Here is a 16,211-nt window from a genome sequence, read left to right on the forward strand (position 1 = left end):
CGTCAGAACCAGAGGCGGGGTTCGGCGAATTCCAGAGAGTTGCCCGCCGGGTCGCGGAAATAGATCGAGTGGGCGCCGTTGGGCCAGTCGAAAGCGGCTTCGATGGGGTGGCCGGCGGCGGTCAGGCGCGCGCGCCAGGCATGAATATCCTCGCGACTGGCCGCAAAACACAGATGACCGGGGCCGTGCGCGCCATGCGCGGGCACCGGGAGCCTGTCGTCGGACGAACCTTTCGCCGTCGCATTCGGGTTGAATATCAACAAGATAGCCCCGCCAACCCGATAAAAGACATGACGTCCTTTGACGTGAATCACCTCCTTGAGCCCGAGCACGCCGCCATAGAAGGCGCGGGCGGCGGGAAGGTCCTCGACATAGAGGCCCGCTTCGAGGATGGCACCGGGAGAGGGTGCGAAGGGCAGGTCTGAATGGGTCATGGTGGGCAAGTTTGCGGGTCGGGGCGGCGGGCGTCAAGACCGCCGCAAGCCTGTGGATAAATGTCATGGCCGCGTTACGTAACCGGGTTAAGCCTGCGCTAGATATGCCGCATATGCAGGGCTTGTCTGGAAAGAAACACGAGATATAGTGATTTTCAATGAGGGGCGGGTTGGCCCGCTCCGGAACCGAGAACAGGGTGATCCGGGCGGGGAGATTTTCGCGAGATGGACGGTGATTTCAGGAGTGAATTCGTCAGGGAGCCGGCGGCGCTCAAGCAGCATCCCGCGCTGGTCCTGAATGCGGATTACAGGCCGTTATGTTACTACCCGTTATCGCTCTGGCCATGGCAGGAAGCGGTCAAGGCGGTTTACCTGGATCGTGTTGATATCGTTGCACAATATGACGAGGTGGTGCGCAGCCCCAGCATCGAGATCCGGATCCCGAGCGTGATCGTGCTGAAAGATTTCGTGAAGCCGCAGAAACGGGTGGCCTTCACGCGGTTCAACCTGTTTTTGCGCGATGAGTTCTGTTGCCAGTATTGCGGCGCGCGGGGTGATCTGACATTCGACCATGTGGTGCCACGGGCCGCGGGCGGGATCACCAGCTGGGAAAATGTGGTCGCCGCCTGTTCGCGCTGCAATTTACGCAAAGGTTCCAAGAGCTTGCACCGCGCGGGCATGAACCTCAAGAAGCCGCCGAGAATGCCTGGAGCCGAGCAGCTTCGCAATCTTGGGCGCAAGTTTCCGCCCAATCACCTGCATGAAAGCTGGGTGGATTTCCTTTACTGGGACGCCGAACTGGAGGCGTGACGCCCCGCCCGGTTCGGCGCGCCGAAATCGGTACGAAATGTCCGTTTTGTACGGCGCTTTTGTACCGAAAACGGCTGGTGGCGATTTGGTTTGGTACAGAACGCCTGTGAGGGGCGATTTGGGGGCGCTTTTTCTGGAATGAAACTGCGGTTGCCTTGCCGAGAACGCGGGCGCGCGGCGCCCGTCCGCCGGGTGGGCGCTGCGACGATCAAGGGGCGCGCCTTGAGTCGACTCATGGTTGACGAGGCCCACTCGCCAGTTGTTCCAATTGCCTTATGAAGCGCGAAGTGCGGCCTTGGCAGGTGCGAAGCGGTTTCATCCCAGAGTGGTGGCAGCGGTGAGCGCGGCGCATATTGTTCGCTGCAGGCAACGCGTATATCCCGGCTTCGGGAATAATAGTCAGTGAGGTAAGCGCATGTCTTCCGGAGATGAAATCGACGAGATCAAGGCTCGATTGCAAAAAGTCGAGAGGCAGGCGCGCAACGCTAAAGGCTGGCTGATTGTGCTCGGCATCGGTGTCTTGCTCTCGCTTTTCGGCGGCACGGCTTGGCGTATTTGGCAAGTAAGCACGGCCTGCGACACCATTGTCGCTCAGCATCCGGACCTCTCACATTCCGAGTGCATGAAACGCGTTCATGAAGCGTGAGCCAACGATCAGGAGACGATCCATCTGGATTAAGGAGCGCCGGTCTGGCGCACGCCTTGGCTTTAGCTCTGCGCCGAAGCGCATCATGCCGGGCCGCTATCAGAAGACTTCGATTGCCGCCTGCCAGTATTGAGCGAGTTGCCAGTAGGGCACGGGCTGGGAGAAGCCGCTCCAGTTCAGGGGATCGTTGACGAAGACCACGGGTTGACCGCTGGAGAAGTCCATGCCGCGGATCACCACGAAATGGCCGATTTGCGCGAAGGGCGAGTTCTTGACGAAGACAATTACCGCGACACCATTCTGGAGTTTCTGGAAAAGCGTCATCGGATTGGAAGGGAAGCTGATCTGCGAGTGGCTGGCCCCGAAATGCGCGATCAGCGCCTGAATCTGTTGCATGCTGCCGGGCACGTTGCATTGCGGGTTGCCATTGCAGCAGGTGTTGGGATGGGAATTATTGGCAATCGCCACCATTGCGCATTGTGCGGGCTTGTTGCCCGTCTTCCAGGCGATCACCTGCTGGGCGACTGTCGCCCAGCACCATTGGCTCATCTGCTGGGGAAAGTTGGGGATGCCCTGATCGATGAATTGCGCCTGCGCCTTTGGCGGGGATGCAATCATCAGGACGGCCAGAACCGCCAGGTAAATAAAGGGCCGCATCATGAACTCGTCTCCGCATATCCTGCTTAACACAACCATTGGTGGCATGAGGAGCATTGCGTGATCGCGCGACTCGATCAAGTCGTTTTCTAAGTATCCTGCGCCGCGATTGCGGCTTCATGGCGTCGCTGCTCTTTGCTATCAGGGCCGGAAAGCGGTGCGCTGCCGTGAGTGGAGACCTGTGGATGACGACCAATTCGCCCCCGCGCCTGAAGGACTGCCCGGACTGGCTTTATCTGTTGCGCGAGTTCGACATGCTTTATCGCTACGGGTCGGCCGGGGGCAGCCCGGCGATCAGGGCGCATCGCAAGGTCGTGCGCGATCGCCTGTCGGCGGCGATGGCGCGCAATCCCGAATTGATCGCGAGGGACAGCGAGCGAAAGCCGGTATCGGCGCATCTGCCGCGTGCGCTCGATCTGGGCGAGCGGGCGGCGATGCAGGGCATGGCGCGCGCGCTGCGCGAGGTGAAGGATACGCTGACCTGGGAATATGGTTACGAGCGGATTTCCAAATCACTGGCCCAGAAATACGCATATTGCGAGATCCTTGGCCCGCAAGGCCCGGTGCATTGCGAGAACCTGATCCTGGGGTTCGTGCTGTTTGCGCCCAACACCACCTATCCGCAGCACAGCCACAAGGAGATCGAGGAAAGCTATATCTCGATCTCGGGGGCGTGGTCGGAAAACAACGCGGCGGTGTTCGCGCCCGGATCGCTGATCCTGAACCGTTCGGGCGACGAGCACAGGATCACCACCGGCGATCATGATCCCTGCCTGCTGGCCTATGCATGGGCCGGTCCCGAAGCGCGGCTGGCGAACCCCGAGATGAAGCTGACGCGCGCGCGCAAGACCAGGCCGGCGGAGGGCTGAGGCCGGGCGCGCCCGTCAGCGCCGGATGCAGTAGCCCGCGCCGCGATAGAGCACGGGCGCGTTGCGCGGGCAGCCCCCGGCCGAGGCCTTGCGGCGGATTTCCATGACCGGCCCGGTCTTGCGGCCAAGCGCCTTGTCGGCGCAGGAATTGATCCAGGCGGCGTCATTGGCGCTGACATTGCGATAGGGCAGGATGCGCAGCGTCGTCTGCCCGCCCCAGGGGTATTCCACATAGCTGGCCTGAAAGCGCGGCCAGCCGCGCCGGCCCAGTTCGTCCTTGCAGGCGACGAGGGCGCTGCGCTGTTCGGTGACCGAGACATAGGGCGCCTGCCGTGACTGGCCGCCTGCATGGGCGGGGGCGTTGCCCTGGAGGGTCAGGACGAGGGCGGCGGCGGCCATCAGAAATCTTGCGGCATGGGACATGAATGAAACTCCTTCTCCGGACGACTTTGAAGTTCGGAACGGATGGCGCGGTCATGTCGGAGGGCACGGCATCCGGGGGACGTGAATCAGGCGCTTGACGCGTGGAAACAGGGAAACCGGGCAAACCGCGCCTGCGCCGCAAAATGCGCGGGGCAGGGCGGGAACACATGGTGCAAGGGGAAAGAGAAAAGGCGCCGCTGTCAAGCAGGGCGCCTTTACGTGCCGGACCTTCGGGTCGCGTTCAGCGGATCAGGAGCCGGACTTGGCGGCTGGCTGCTGCTGGGGTGCGCTGGCGCTGGAGCTGGCGCTGGCGCTGCTGCCGGAGGCGGCGGGTTGTTGGGCTGCCGCGGCTGGTTTCTGGGCGGCGCCCTTGGAATTCAGGGGGTCGTCCTGACGCTGCACCGAGCCTTCGAAATGGGCGCCGGATTCGATGGCGATGGTCTTGTGGATGATGTCGCCTTCGACCCGGGCGGTCGAGGTCAGGCGCACCTTGAGGCCACGCACGCGGCCGACGATGCGGCCATTGATCACCACGTCATCGGCGATGACTTCGCCCTTGATCGTGGCGCCTTCGCCGATGGTCAGAAGATGCGCGCGGATGTCGCCTTCGACGGTGCCTTCGACCTGGATGTCGCCGGTGGTCTTGAGATTGCCGGTGACATGGAGGTCCGAGGACAGGACCGATGCGGGGGGTTTGGCCTTGGGTGCGGATGCCTTGAATTCGGTGCCGCCCGAGTCGGAGCGGGCCGAGTCGCTGGCGCGCTCGGGGCTGGCGGGCTTGGCCGCGTCGTCAGCCTTGGGTGCGGGATCGTTGATTTTGCTCTTAGAAAACATCGTTAGCAGCCTTGATATATGTCATGGGGTTGACGGGTTTGCCGCCGACACGGACCTCGTAGTGTAGATGGGTGCCCGTGGAACGTCCAGTGTTGCCCATATCACCGATCTTGTCCCCGCGCGAGACCCTTTGGCCAACCTTCACGTGAAGTTTGGACAGGTGGGCATAGCGGGTTTCGATGCCGAACTCGTGGCGGATCTTGACCAGGTGGCCATAGCCCGAGAGCCAGCCTGCATGGGTGACGACACCATCGGCGGTGGAATGGATCGGCGTACCATGCGGTGCGGCGAAATCGGTGCCGTTATGCATCCGGCCCCAGCGCATGCCGAAACCCGATGTATAGCGGAATGAATTCTTGATCGGGATCGCGAAGGGCGCCTTTTGCGCGGCGATCCGGTAGAGGTTGAGCGTGTCCATCTGGTCGAGGATGCGATTGGCGCGCACGGTGTCGCCCGAAGGGTCCTGACCGCGGGTCGAGAAGCTGAGCGGGGTGAGCGGGCCGCCCTGACCGGAATAGCCGCTGCGCACCTTGTCCAGAAGCGTCTTGGGGTTCATCCCGGCGGCGCGGAACATCTTGTCGAGCGGTTCGACCGAGATCGTCATCGCCTCTTCGAGCTGGCTGAAGATCTGTTCGTTCTGGTCGCGCATCAGCTCGATCCGGAGCGCCATTTCATCGGCTTCCAGCAGGGCTTGCTGGGCATCGCTGCTGATCTGGTCGCGTTCGGTCGCGGTGTCGGCCAGCGCGGTGACGAGGAAATCAAGCGTGCCGTCGGCGGTGCCGTCTTCGCCATTGCCGAGCGTGCCGCCCTGATCGTCGAGCGTGCTGGCGAGTTCGAGCGCCTCGCCGCGGGCCTTCTCGCGTTCCTTGACGGCGCGGCGCAGGGTTTTCTGGATCACCTCGATTCCGGTTTCCAGTTCACGGCGGCGGGTTTCGGAGGCGAGCAGTTCACTTTGCATCGCCGAAATCTGCTGGAGCGCCGAGTTGAAGCGTTCCTGCGCGGCCAGGGCCTCGTCGGCGCGCATGTCGCGTTCATCGGACAGGGCGTTGAGGCGGTGTTCATAGGTGCGCTGATCGCGCTTGGCCTGTTCGCGGAAATTGCCCGAACCGATCGTGTCCATGAGCAGGATCGCGGTGGCGATGATCGCCCAGGCGACGATGGCGGATGCGCCGAAAAAAGCCAGAAGCTGAGAATGGGGGCGCAGCCGGATGAAGCGCGTATCAGTATCGGATTTGAGAAACACCCGGCGTTCCGGGAAATATTTCTCGAGCAGGGCATGAAGCCTGATGGCAAACCGTCTATGCAAGTCGTCCCGTCCCCTGTGACCCTTCCCAATCGTGGCACGCTTCGTAACGATTGGTCATCTTTCGTGACCAGGCGTGCTCGGAGGTGGCTTACCGAGTGGTTTTCGATGGGGCAAGGATTTTGGGCAACGACGGTCTGGAATTGAGCCGATTGTTGCCAGACCGGCGAAAAATCGCCGATCTGTAAGGGGTTGCCTAGCCTTTCGCAGGGGTTTGATCGGCCAGCGGCCAGTAGAAATCGGGTGGCAAACCGGCTTCGGCGCGCTTTTCCTCGTTGAACGGCGGTTTCAGCGGGCCGTGAAAATAGCGCCGCACAAGGTCGTGAAACACCTCCTTTGGATCAAGATCGTGACGACCGCACAGGAAATGAAACCATTTCGAGCCATAGGCGACGTGGTGGACCTCTTCGGCGTAGATGACCTGCATCGCCTCGACCGCGCGGGAATCCCCGGCCCTGGTGAAAATGTCGATCATGCCGGGCGTGACATCGAGCCCGCGCGCCTCGAGCACCATCGGCACCACGGCGAGCCGGCCCATCAGGTCGCTGGCGGTGTCCTCGGCGGCGCGCCACATGCCGGCATGAGCAGGCAGCGCGCCGTAATGGCTGTCATGCGCTTCAAGGCAGTCGCATATCAGGTTGAAATGCTTGGATTCCTCATCCGCCGATTTGACCCAGTCGTCATAGAACCCGACCGGCATCGGCACATGTCCGAACCGCGCGATGATGTCCCAGTGCAGATCGACGGCGTTGAGTTCGATATGCGCCACCGCATGAAGAATGGCGAGCCGCCCCTGCGGGCTGCCGGGGCGGCGGCGGGGCACGTCGCGCGGATCAAGAAGTTCGGGGCGGTCGGGGCGCGCGGGGCGCAGGGGCGGCTCGCCCCGGCCCACGGGAATGTCGCGCCCGGCGGCGCGCGCCGCAAACCAGGTTTCAGCGTGGCGGCGCGAGAGCGCGGTCTTTTCGCGCCCCGGCCCGGTCGAGAGCACCTCGACCGCCATTTGGGTCAGGGTTTGCGCGCTCACAGCGCGCGCACCGCTTCGAGCACCTCTTCGGCATGGCCGGGCACCTTGACCTTGCGCCAGGCGCGCGCGATGCGCCCTTCGCCGTCGATCAGGAAGGTGGAGCGCTCGATCCCCCAGAAGGTCTTGCCATACATGCTTTTCTGCTTCCAGACGCCGTATTGTTCGCAGATGTCTGAGTCCGCATCCGAGAGGAGCGGCACGCCGAGGTCGTGCTTGTCGCGGAATTTCTGATGTTTTTCAACGCTGTCCCTGGAAATGCCAAGCACCTGCGCGCCCGCTTCGCCGAAGGCGTCCTTGAGGGCGGTGAAGGCCAGCGCCTCCTTGGTGCAGCCCGAGGTGTCGTCGCGCGGGTAGAAGAACAGCACGACAGGCGCGGGGCGCAGCGCCGAAAGGGTGACGGAGCTGCCGCCATCGCGGGGCAGGGTGAAATCGGGGGCGATATTGCCGGGTTCGGGCATGGGCTTTCCTTGTTATGGGTTTGACTCGGGGTCATATTAGGGCAGGAGACGCCGGAATAAAGACATCAGGCAGGCGGCCGGTCAAACCGGGCCGAGCGAACAAGACGAATGAGCGAGTCCCAGGACATGAAGCCGCGCGGCGCGCGCGCCCGCAGGGTACTGCCCTGGGTGGTGTCGGCGCTGGTGGCGCTGGTCATCATGATGGCGGTGGCGGTGAGCCTGGCCGCGGGGCGCGAATTCGTCGCGCCCGAATGGCTGCGCGACAAGATCAGCCAGAAGATCAACGACGATCTGAGCGGCTTCTCGCTGCGGTTCGGCGAGGTGGCGCTGGTGGTCGAATCCGACTGGGTGCCAAGGCTGAGCCTGCATGACGTGACATTGCGCGATCCTTCCGGGGCGACGCTGGTCAGCCTGTCGCGGGCGCAGAGCCGGGTGGCGCTTGGGCCGCTTCTGAAGGGGGCGTTGCAACCGGCGGAGATCAACCTGTCGGGGGCGCGGGTGACATTGTGGCGCTCGAAGGATGGCGCGGTGGGGCTGAGCGTGGGCGATACCGCGCTGCCGCTGGAGGAGGCCGCCAATATGGGTGCGCTGGCGGCGCAGCTTGACGCGGTGCTGGAGCGGCCCCATTTCGCGGCGCTGCGCGAGGTGGAGGCCAGCAACCTGACGCTGCGCTATGAGGATGCGCGCGCCGACAGGGCCTGGAATGTCGATGACGGGCGCCTTGAGATGACGCGCGAGGGCGACCGGCTGACGCTTCGCGGCGATGTCGCGCTGCTGGGTGCGCGCGCCTATGCGACCACGCTGGCGATGAATTATACCCGCGAGATCGGCGAGACGGCGGCGGATTTCGGTGTCACCTTCGAGGACATGCCCGCGCGCGACATTGCCGGGCAATCCCCGGCGCTGACGTGGCTGGGGGCGCTGGATGCGCCGATATCGGGCTCGCTCCGGGCCTCGGTTGACGAGACCGGACGGTTGGGTCAGTTGAACGCGACCCTGCAGATCGCCGAGGGCGTGTTGCAGCCGACCGAGGCGACGGAGCCGGTGGCGTTTTCGCAGGCGCGGGTCTATTTCTCATACGATCCGGCGCAGCACGTCCTGCGGTTCGACGAGATATCGGTGGACAGCAAATGGGTTTCGGCGCTGGCCGAGGGGCGCGCCTATCTTGTGGGGATGGAATCGGGCTGGCCAAGCGAGTTGCTGGGCCAGTTTCAGTTTCGCCGCATCTCTGCCAATCCCGACGGCATGTATCCCGAGCCCATCGAGGTCGAGTCGGCGGTGATGGATATGCGCCTGAGGATCGACCCGTTCCTGTTGACGCTGGGCCAGCTGAGCCTGAGAGATGAGTCGAGCCGCCTTGTCATGAAGGGCGCGCTGGAGGCCGAGCCCGAGGGCTGGACGCTGGCATTGGATGCGACGCTGGATGCGCTTCAGCCTGATCGGCTGTTGACGCTCTGGCCCGAGGGGTTGGCCAAAGGGGCGCGCGCATGGATCGACAAGAACGTGACCCGCGCCGATCTGAGCAACCTGCAATTCGCTGCGCGGTTCCGGCCCGATCATGACCCGGATGTGTTCCTGGGTTTCGATTACGAGAATCTGGATACGGTCTTCATCAGGGACGTGCCGCCGATCGAGGCGGCGGCGGGGCATGCCTCGTTGATCGACAGCCGTTTCGTGATCACCACGGACCGGGGGCATGTGACGGCGGCGCAGGGCGGGCGGATCGACATTTCGGGCACCAGTTTCATGATCCCCGATGTCAATATCGACCGCGGCCCGGCCGGTGCGCGGCTGAAGACCGACAGCACGATCACGGCGGCCCTGTCGCTGCTGGATGAGGGGCCGTTCGGCTTCATGACCAAGGCGAACCTGCCGGTCACGCTGGCGGATGGGCGCGCGCAAATGTCGGGGCAGCTGGATTTCCTGCTCAAGAATGACCTGAGCCCCGACGAGGTGGCATTCAGCGTCAATGGGCGCCTGAGCGATCTGCGCAGCGAGACATTGGTGCCGGGCCGGGTGCTGGCGGCGTCGGGGCTGGATCTGCACGGCGACAATGCGGGGATCAGCGTCTCGGGTGAGGGGCGCATCGGCGGGGTGCCGGTGGAGGGGCAGTGGCGCACGGCGCTTGGCGAGGAGAGCGACGGCACCGGGCGGGTGACGGGTTCGGTCGAGCTGTCGGAGCGTTTCGCCGACGAGTTCCGGATCGGGCTGCCGCCGGGCAGCCTTTCCGGGGCGGGGCGGGCCAATATCGAGATCACCCTGCCGCCCGGAGAGCCGGGGCGTTTCGAGATGCGCTCGGACCTTTCGGGAGTCGGGCTGAGCGTGCCGCAGCTGAGCTGGGCACTGGGCACGCAGGCGACGGGGGATCTGCAGGTTGCGGGCACGCTGGGCGAGCCGCCCAAGATCGACTCGATCACGCTGGATGCCGCCGGGCTGGAGGCGCGCGGCGCGGTCACGCTGAACGATGACGGCACGCTGTCGCGGGCGGTGTTTTCGCGTGTGCGGCTGGGAACATGGCTGGATGCGCCGGTGGAATTGCAGGGGCGCGGCGCGGGGCGGGCGCCGCAGGTTCTGGTCTCGGGCGGGATGGTCGATCTGCGCCAGACATCGCTGGCGGGCGACGGGAGCGGCGGCGGCGGCGCGAACCGCGAGGGCGGGCCGGTATCGCTGGCGCTGGACCGGCTGATCATTTCGGACGGGATCGTGCTGAGGGATTTTCGCGCCGATCTGGACATGAGCGGCGGCGCGTCGGGGTCTTTCACCGGACAGGTGAATGGCGGCCCGCAGGTCACCGGCCGGGTCGCGCCCAAGGACGGGCGCAGCGCTTTTCAGATCCGCTCGCAGGATGCAGGCGCGGTGCTGGCGGCGGCGGGGATGCTCAGGCAGGCGCGCGACGGCGAGATGAACCTGGTGCTGGTGCCTGTCAGTGGCGCGGGGCGCTATGAAGGCTCGCTCGAGGTCAAGAACGTGCGCCTGACCGATGCCCCGGCGCTGGCGGCGCTGCTCAATACGGTGAGCGTGGTGGGCCTGCTGGATCAGCTGAGCGGCGAGGGTATCCATTTCAGCGAGGTGACATCGCGGTTCCTGCTGACGCCGAGGCGCGTGACGCTGATGTCGGGCAGCGCCGTTGGTGCGTCGATGGGCGTGTCGATGGAAGGCTATTACGACCTTGAAAGCACGATGATGGACATGCAGGGCGTGGTCTCGCCGTTTTACCTGGTGAATTCGGCTGGCGGCCTGTTTACACGGCGCGGCGAGGGGCTGGTGGGGATGACCTACACCATGCGCGGGCCGGTCGCGCAGCCAAGTGTCAGCGTCAATCCGTTGTCGGTGTTCACGCCGGGGATGTTTCGCAATCTGTTCCGCCGTCCGCCGCCGGGCGGCGGCGGTTCTGACGGGTTGGCGCCCGAGCGTCAGAGGCAGCAGAGAGGCGGGGGAGAAGCAGGACAGTGAAGCTGAGCGATTTCGATTTCGACCTGCCCGAGGAGCTGATCGCGACGCGCCCGGCGCGGCCGCGCAGTTCGGCGCGCCTGTTGGTGGCCGAGGGTGCGGCGATCCACGATGCCTGCGTGCGCGATCTGGGCGACTGGCTGCGCCCCGGCGACCGGCTGGTGCTGAACGATACGGCGGTGATCCCCGCCCGTCTGAGCGGTGCGCGGGTGCGCAGCGGTTCCGGGGGCGAGACCCGCGCGCGCATCGAGGTCACCTTGCTGGAGCCGGGACGCGAGGGGGATTGGGCGGCGCTGGTCAAACCCCTGAAGAAACTGCGCATCGGCGAGGTGGTGATGTTTGATGCCGGGCTGGAGGCGGAGCTGTTGGCCAAGGCGGAGGGGCAGGCAAGGCTGCGTTTCAACCTGGAGGGCGAGGCCTTCGACCGCGCGCTGGCAGAGGCCGGGGCGATGCCCTTGCCGCCCTATATCGCCGCGCGCCGGGCCGCTGACGAACAGGACAAGACCGATTACCAGACCGTCTGGGCGCGCGCGCCGGGCGCGGTCGCCGCCCCCACGGCGTCGCTGCATTTTGACGAGGCGCTGCTGGCGGATCTGCGCGCGCGCGGCATCGCCTTCAGCCATGTGACGCTGCATGTGGGCGCGGGTACATTCCTGCCGGTCAAGGTCGAGGACGTGACCACCCACCGGATGCATGCCGAATGGGGCGAGGTCAGCGAAAAGGCCGCCGCCGAGATCGCCGCCACGAAGGCGGCGGGCGGGCGGGTGATCCCGGTGGGCACGACGGCGCTGCGCCTGATCGAAAGTGCCGCGCGCGACAGCGGCCGGATCGCGCCCTGGAGGGGCGAGACCGATATTTTCATCTATCCCGGTTTCGATTTCCGCGTGACCGATGCGTTGATGACCAATTTTCACCTGCCGCGCTCGACCTTGTTGATGCTGGTCGCGGCGCTGATGGGGCAGGCGCGTATACGCGCGATCTATGATCATGCGCTTGGCGCGCGATACCGCTTCTTTTCCTATGGCGACGCGTCGCTGTTGATTCCGGGGTGAATTGCTGGCACGGCAGTTGTGAACGGGCCGAAAGGACAGGACGCGGGCGATGTTACAGGTGCTGAACGGCGCATGGGCGCTATTGCTGGGAATGATGCTGTTGCAGGTCGGCAATGGCATGCAGGGCACGCTTCTGGGTATCCGCGGCCAGATCGAGGGGTTCACGACCATCGAGATGTCGCTGGTCATGTCGGGCTATTTCGTGGGCTTCCTGTTCGGGTCGCGCATGGCGCCCGAGATGATCCGGCGCGTCGGCCATGTGCGGGTCTTTGCGGCGCTGGCCTCGATGATCTCGGCGGTGATGATCCTTTACCCGGCACTGACCCATCCCGTCGCCTGGGGCGCGGGGCGCATCCTGATCGGGTTCTGTTTCTCGGGCGTCTATGTCACGGCGGAAAGCTGGTTGAACAATTCGGCCACCAACGAGACGCGCGGCCAGTCGCTGTCGCTTTACATGATCGTGCAGATGGCGGGGATCGTGGCGGCGCAGTTCCTGTTGCTGGTGGCCGATCCGGGCGGGTTCATCCTGTTCATCATCCCGTCGGTTCTGGTGTCGCTGAGCTTTGCGCCGATCCTGCTGTCGATCAGCCCGACGCCGGCCTTCGGCTCGACCAAGCCGATGACATTGCGCGAGATCATGCGCATCTCGCCGCTGGGCTGTGTGGGCATGTTCCTGCTGGGCGGGGTCTTTGCCGCGCAGTTCGGCATGGCGGCGGTGTTCGGCGCCGAGGCGGGGCTGAACGTGGCGCAGATTTCCACCTTCGTCGCCACCTTCTATATCGGGGCGCTGGTGCTGCAATATCCCATTGGCTGGCTGTCGGACCGGATGGACCGGCGGGTGCTGATCTTTGCCGCGGCGCTTTTATGCGGCGTGGGCGCGGTGCTGGGCTTCGTGTTCAGCGGTTATTTCGTGATGCTGCTGGTGGTGGCCGCGATCATCGGTGGCACGTCGAACCCGCTTTATTCGCTGCTGATCGCCTACACGAATGACTTTCTGGACCATGACGACATGGCCGCCGCGTCGGGCGGCATGGTGTTCATCAACGGGCTCGGGGCGGTCGCGGGGCCGCTGGTCACGGGCTGGGCGATGGGGGCCATCGGGTCGCGCGGCTTTTTCGCGGTGATCGGCGTCTTGATGCTGGCGATGGCCGCATATGCCGCCTACCGGATGACGCAGCGCGCCGCGCCGTCGGTGGATGAAACCGAGAGCTATGCGCCGCTGGTGGCGTCCTCGTCACCTGTGGCGGTCGAGGCCGCACAGGAATACGCCATCGAGACCGCGCAGGAGGAGTCGGCCGGGTGATTGCGCTAACCTCACAGGGGTGTCGTGGCTGTAGCAATAAGTTACTGTCATTTCAGGTGAATGTGCGTTTAACATTTTTGTAACAGTCACTGGATGCATCTGGGGAAGACGAGGAGGGCTCCATGGTCGCGCCTGACGACATTTTAGGTTTCTGGCTGGACGAGGTCGGTCCGGCGGGTTGGTACGAGGTTTCGGACAAGCTGGATCAGACGATCCGCGACAGGTTCGAAGATGCATGGCGCAGCGCGCGTGAGGGCACCTATGCCTTGTGGCTGACCTATCCGGCCGGCACGCTGGCCTATATCATCCTGATGGATCAGTTTCCCCGCAACATGTTCCGCGAGAGCGGCGAGGCCTTTGCCAGCGATGGCGCGTCGCGCGCCGCCGCCAAGGCGGCGATCCACCGCAAATGGGATATGCGCATCGACGAACCGGCGCGCCAGTTCTTCTACCTGCCCTTGATGCATTCGGAAAACCTGTGCGACCAGGAGCATTGCGTGCGCCTGATCTGCGAGCGGATGCCCGAGACCGGCGCCAGCAACCTGCTGCATGCCCGCGCGCATCGCGATGTGATCCGCAAGTTCGGCCGCTTCCCATACCGCAACGCGGCGCTGGGGCGCAGCACCACCGCCAGCGAAAGCGAGTTCATGGCGCAGGGCGGTTACGGCGCCACGGTGAAGGCGTTGCAGGCCGCCAAGGCGGCGTGAGCGGGGAAATAATTTGTCGCCGCGTCAGGCATTTGGGCGCGCGCAGCGCAGGATTGCGCCGCGCGCAGCCGCTGCTGCGTTGTGATCGCGCCAGAGATAGTTTAATGTCAAACTAAATTCTGGAACGGAGTCGGCAATGGCGGCGAAAAGCTTTGACATGATCGTGATCGGTGCAGGGCCGGGTGGCTATGTGGCCGCAATCCGGGGCGCGCAACTGGGCCTCAAGGTGGCCGTGGTCGAGCGCGAGCACATGGGGGGTATCTGTCTGAACTGGGGCTGCATCCCGACCAAGGCGATGCTGCGCAGCTCGGAAGTGTTTCACCTGATGCACCGCGCCAAGGAGTTCGGCCTCAAGGCCGAGGGGCTGGGGTATGATCTGGAGGCGGTGGTCAAGCGCTCGCGCGCGATCGCCAAGCAGCTCAATTCCGGGGTCGGCCACCTGCTGAAGAAGAACAAGGTGACGGCGATCATGGGCGAGGCGAGCCTGCCCGCCAAGGGCCGTGTCAGCGTCAAGACCGACAAGGGCACCGAGGAGCTGGAGGCGAAACATATCGTGCTGGCCACCGGCGCGCGGGCGCGCGAATTGCCGGGGCTCGAGGCCGATGGCGAGCTGGTCTGGACCTACAAGCACGCGCTGGTGCCGCCGCATATGCCCAAGAAGCTGCTGGTCATCGGCTCGGGCGCGATCGGGATCGAATTCGCCAGTTTCTACAACACGCTGGGCGCCGAGACGACCGTGGTCGAGGTGATGGATCGCATCCTGCCGGTCGAGGATGCGGAGATCAGCGGCATGGCGAAGAAAGCCTTTCAGAAGCAGGGCATGACGATCATGGAGAAGGCCGCCGTCAAGAAGCTGGACCGCGCCAAGGGCAAGGTCACGGCGCATATCGAGAGCGGCGGCAAGACCGAAAAGCAGGATTTCGACGCGGTGATCTCGGCTGTCGGGATTGTCGGCAATACCGAGGGCCTGGGCCTTGAGGAACAGGGCGTGAAGGTCGAGCGCAGCCATGTGGTGACGGATCCGCTGTGCCGCACCGGGGTCGGGGGGATCTATGCCATCGGCGACCTTGCGGGCGCGCCCTGGCTGGCGCACAAGGCCAGCCATGAAGGCGTGATGGTGGCCGAGCTGATCGCGGGTGAAAAGCCGCATCCGGTCTCGCCCGACAGCATCGCGGGCTGCACCTATTGCCAGCCCCAGATCGCCAGCGTCGGGCTGACCGAGGCGCAGGCCAAGGAGAAGGGTCTTGATATCCGGGTCGGGCGCTTTCCATTCATCGGCAATGGCAAGGCCATCGCGCTTGGCGAGCCCGAGGGCATGATCAAGACGGTATTCGACGCCAGGACCGGCGAATTGCTGGGCGCGCATATGATCGGTGCCGAGGTGACGGAACTGATCCAGGGCTATGTGGTGGGCCGCCAGCTGGAGACCACCGAAGAGGATCTGATGCAGGCGGTGTTCCCGCATCCGACGTTGAGCGAAATGATGCATGAATCGGTGCTGGATGCCTTTGACCGGGTGATCCATATCTGAAGCCGGGCAGGATGGGGGCGCTGCCCCCGTCGCCGCGAGCGGCGACTCCCCCGAGGTATTTTCGGCCAGATGAAGCCGGGCAGGGCTTGCCGCGCGGCACGGCGCATGCAGAATGGCCGCTATCCGAATGTGAGGGGTGAGAGCCGGTGCCGAGTGTGAACAGGGTGGTGATGCAGCGCAGCTCGCGCCAGTGGCTGGAGGCGTTGCCGCTGGCCGAAATGGACGCGGCGGAGGTCTCGGGCAAGTTCGGGATGCGATTCACGTTCCGCAGCTACAATCGCTTCCGGTTTCCGAAATACGATATCTGCGAGGGGCCTTACCGGGGCAAGGATGGCGAGGTGGCGCGGTTCGATCTGGTGCTGGCCAACCAGGTCTGGGAGCATCTGGACCGCCCCTATGCGGCAACGCGCAACGTATTGGAGATGCTGCGGCCGGGGGGGTATTTCTGGGTCGCGGTGCCGTTCTACATCCCTTATCACGGCGATCCGGTCGATTGTTCGCGCTGGAGCGCGCGGGGTCTCAAGAACCTGCTGATCGAGGCGGGGTTCGAGGAAGACGCGATCCGCGCGCAGCAATGGGGCAATCGCAGCGCGGCCATGCGCAATTTCGAGACCCCCTGGCCGCCGCCCTATGAGCGCGGGCGCGACGTGCTGACCAACGAGCCCGACTTTCCGATCTGTTCCTGGGCGCTGGCGCAGAAGAAATAGGGG

General features: G+C 64.5%; 16 protein-coding genes. 9 read left to right on the forward strand and 7 right to left on the reverse strand.

Annotated elements, in window-relative coordinates; genetic code table 11:
* Positions 1-2: 2 nt before the first annotated feature.
* Positions 3-434, reverse strand: a complete 432-nt coding sequence (locus N5A93_RS00655; protein ID WP_268953129.1) for a VOC family protein — start codon at positions 432-434, stop codon at positions 3-5.
* A gap of 225 nt (positions 435-659) precedes the next feature.
* Here N5A93_RS00655 and N5A93_RS00660 point away from each other — a divergent pair, with 225 nt between their 5' ends.
* Positions 660-1,244, forward strand: coding sequence for an HNH endonuclease (locus tag N5A93_RS00660; RefSeq protein WP_268953130.1), 585 nt, complete (start codon positions 660-662; stop codon positions 1,242-1,244).
* 415 nt (positions 1,245-1,659) lie between these two features.
* A complete protein-coding gene (locus N5A93_RS00665) occupies positions 1,660-1,890 on the forward strand; it encodes a hypothetical protein (RefSeq protein WP_268953131.1) in 231 nt (76 codons plus the stop codon).
* 99 nt (positions 1,891-1,989) lie between these two features.
* On the opposite strand, the gene N5A93_RS00670 is transcribed toward N5A93_RS00665, so the two are convergent.
* Positions 1,990-2,628 carry a C39 family peptidase gene (locus tag N5A93_RS00670; protein WP_268953132.1) on the reverse strand — a complete coding sequence of 213 codons (639 nt, stop codon included), beginning with the start codon at positions 2,626-2,628 and terminating at the stop codon, positions 1,990-1,992.
* Positions 2,629-2,732: 104 nt separating this feature from the next.
* Here N5A93_RS00670 and N5A93_RS00675 point away from each other — a divergent pair, with 104 nt between their 5' ends.
* Positions 2,733-3,416: a dimethylsulfonioproprionate lyase family protein gene (locus N5A93_RS00675; protein ID WP_268953133.1), complete on the forward strand. Its 684-nt coding sequence runs from the start codon at positions 2,733-2,735 to the stop codon at positions 3,414-3,416.
* A 15-nt stretch (positions 3,417-3,431) separates the two neighbouring features.
* On the opposite strand, the gene N5A93_RS00680 is transcribed toward N5A93_RS00675, so the two are convergent.
* From N5A93_RS00680 to N5A93_RS00700, 5 genes are all read right to left on the reverse strand, one after another.
* Positions 3,432-3,839 (reverse strand): hypothetical protein, encoded by a 408-nt coding sequence (locus N5A93_RS00680; RefSeq protein ID WP_268953134.1) that lies wholly within the window; start codon positions 3,837-3,839, stop codon positions 3,432-3,434.
* Positions 3,840-4,088: 249 nt separating this feature from the next.
* Positions 4,089-4,673, reverse strand: a complete 585-nt coding sequence (locus tag N5A93_RS00685; RefSeq protein ID WP_268953135.1) for a bactofilin family protein — start codon at positions 4,671-4,673, stop codon at positions 4,089-4,091.
* Positions 4,663-5,979, reverse strand: coding sequence for a M23 family metallopeptidase (locus N5A93_RS00690; RefSeq protein WP_268953136.1), 1,317 nt, complete (start codon positions 5,977-5,979; stop codon positions 4,663-4,665). Before N5A93_RS00690 ends, N5A93_RS00685 begins: the two co-directional genes overlap by 11 nt.
* A 193-nt stretch (positions 5,980-6,172) precedes the next feature.
* Positions 6,173-6,976: a ferritin-like domain-containing protein gene (locus tag N5A93_RS00695; RefSeq protein WP_268953486.1), complete on the reverse strand. Its 804-nt coding sequence runs from the start codon at positions 6,974-6,976 to the stop codon at positions 6,173-6,175.
* A gap of 20 nt (positions 6,977-6,996) precedes the next feature.
* On the reverse strand, positions 6,997-7,458 hold the full coding sequence (locus tag N5A93_RS00700; protein ID WP_268953137.1) for a peroxiredoxin: 462 nt from the start codon (positions 7,456-7,458) through the stop codon (positions 6,997-6,999).
* A 108-nt stretch (positions 7,459-7,566) separates the two neighbouring features.
* Here N5A93_RS00700 and N5A93_RS00705 point away from each other — a divergent pair, with 108 nt between their 5' ends.
* From N5A93_RS00705 to N5A93_RS00730, 6 genes are all read left to right on the forward strand, one after another.
* On the forward strand, positions 7,567-10,911 hold the full coding sequence (locus N5A93_RS00705; protein WP_268953138.1) for an AsmA family protein: 3,345 nt from the start codon (positions 7,567-7,569) through the stop codon (positions 10,909-10,911).
* Positions 10,908-11,960 (forward strand): tRNA preQ1(34) S-adenosylmethionine ribosyltransferase-isomerase QueA, encoded by a 1,053-nt coding sequence (queA, locus tag N5A93_RS00710; RefSeq protein WP_268953139.1) that lies wholly within the window; start codon positions 10,908-10,910, stop codon positions 11,958-11,960. Before N5A93_RS00705 ends, queA begins: the two co-directional genes overlap by 4 nt.
* Before the next feature lie 49 nt (positions 11,961-12,009).
* Entirely contained in the window at positions 12,010-13,263 is a 1,254-nt protein-coding gene (locus N5A93_RS00715) for an MFS transporter (protein WP_268953140.1), read from the forward strand.
* Between the two features lie 122 nt (positions 13,264-13,385).
* Complete coding sequence (locus N5A93_RS00720) at positions 13,386-13,970, forward strand: DUF924 family protein (RefSeq protein WP_268953141.1); 585 nt, start codon at positions 13,386-13,388, stop codon at positions 13,968-13,970.
* 136 nt (positions 13,971-14,106) lie between these two features.
* On the forward strand, positions 14,107-15,501 hold the full coding sequence (lpdA, locus tag N5A93_RS00725; RefSeq protein WP_268953142.1) for a dihydrolipoyl dehydrogenase: 1,395 nt from the start codon (positions 14,107-14,109) through the stop codon (positions 15,499-15,501).
* A 146-nt stretch (positions 15,502-15,647) separates the two neighbouring features.
* Entirely contained in the window at positions 15,648-16,208 is a 561-nt protein-coding gene (locus N5A93_RS00730) for a methyltransferase domain-containing protein (RefSeq protein WP_268953143.1), read from the forward strand.
* Positions 16,209-16,211 lie beyond the last annotated feature (3 nt).

Origin of the sequence: Roseovarius salincola (genome assembly GCF_026891095.1) — a bacterium.
GTDB lineage: Bacteria > Pseudomonadota > Alphaproteobacteria > Rhodobacterales > Rhodobacteraceae > Roseovarius > Roseovarius salincola.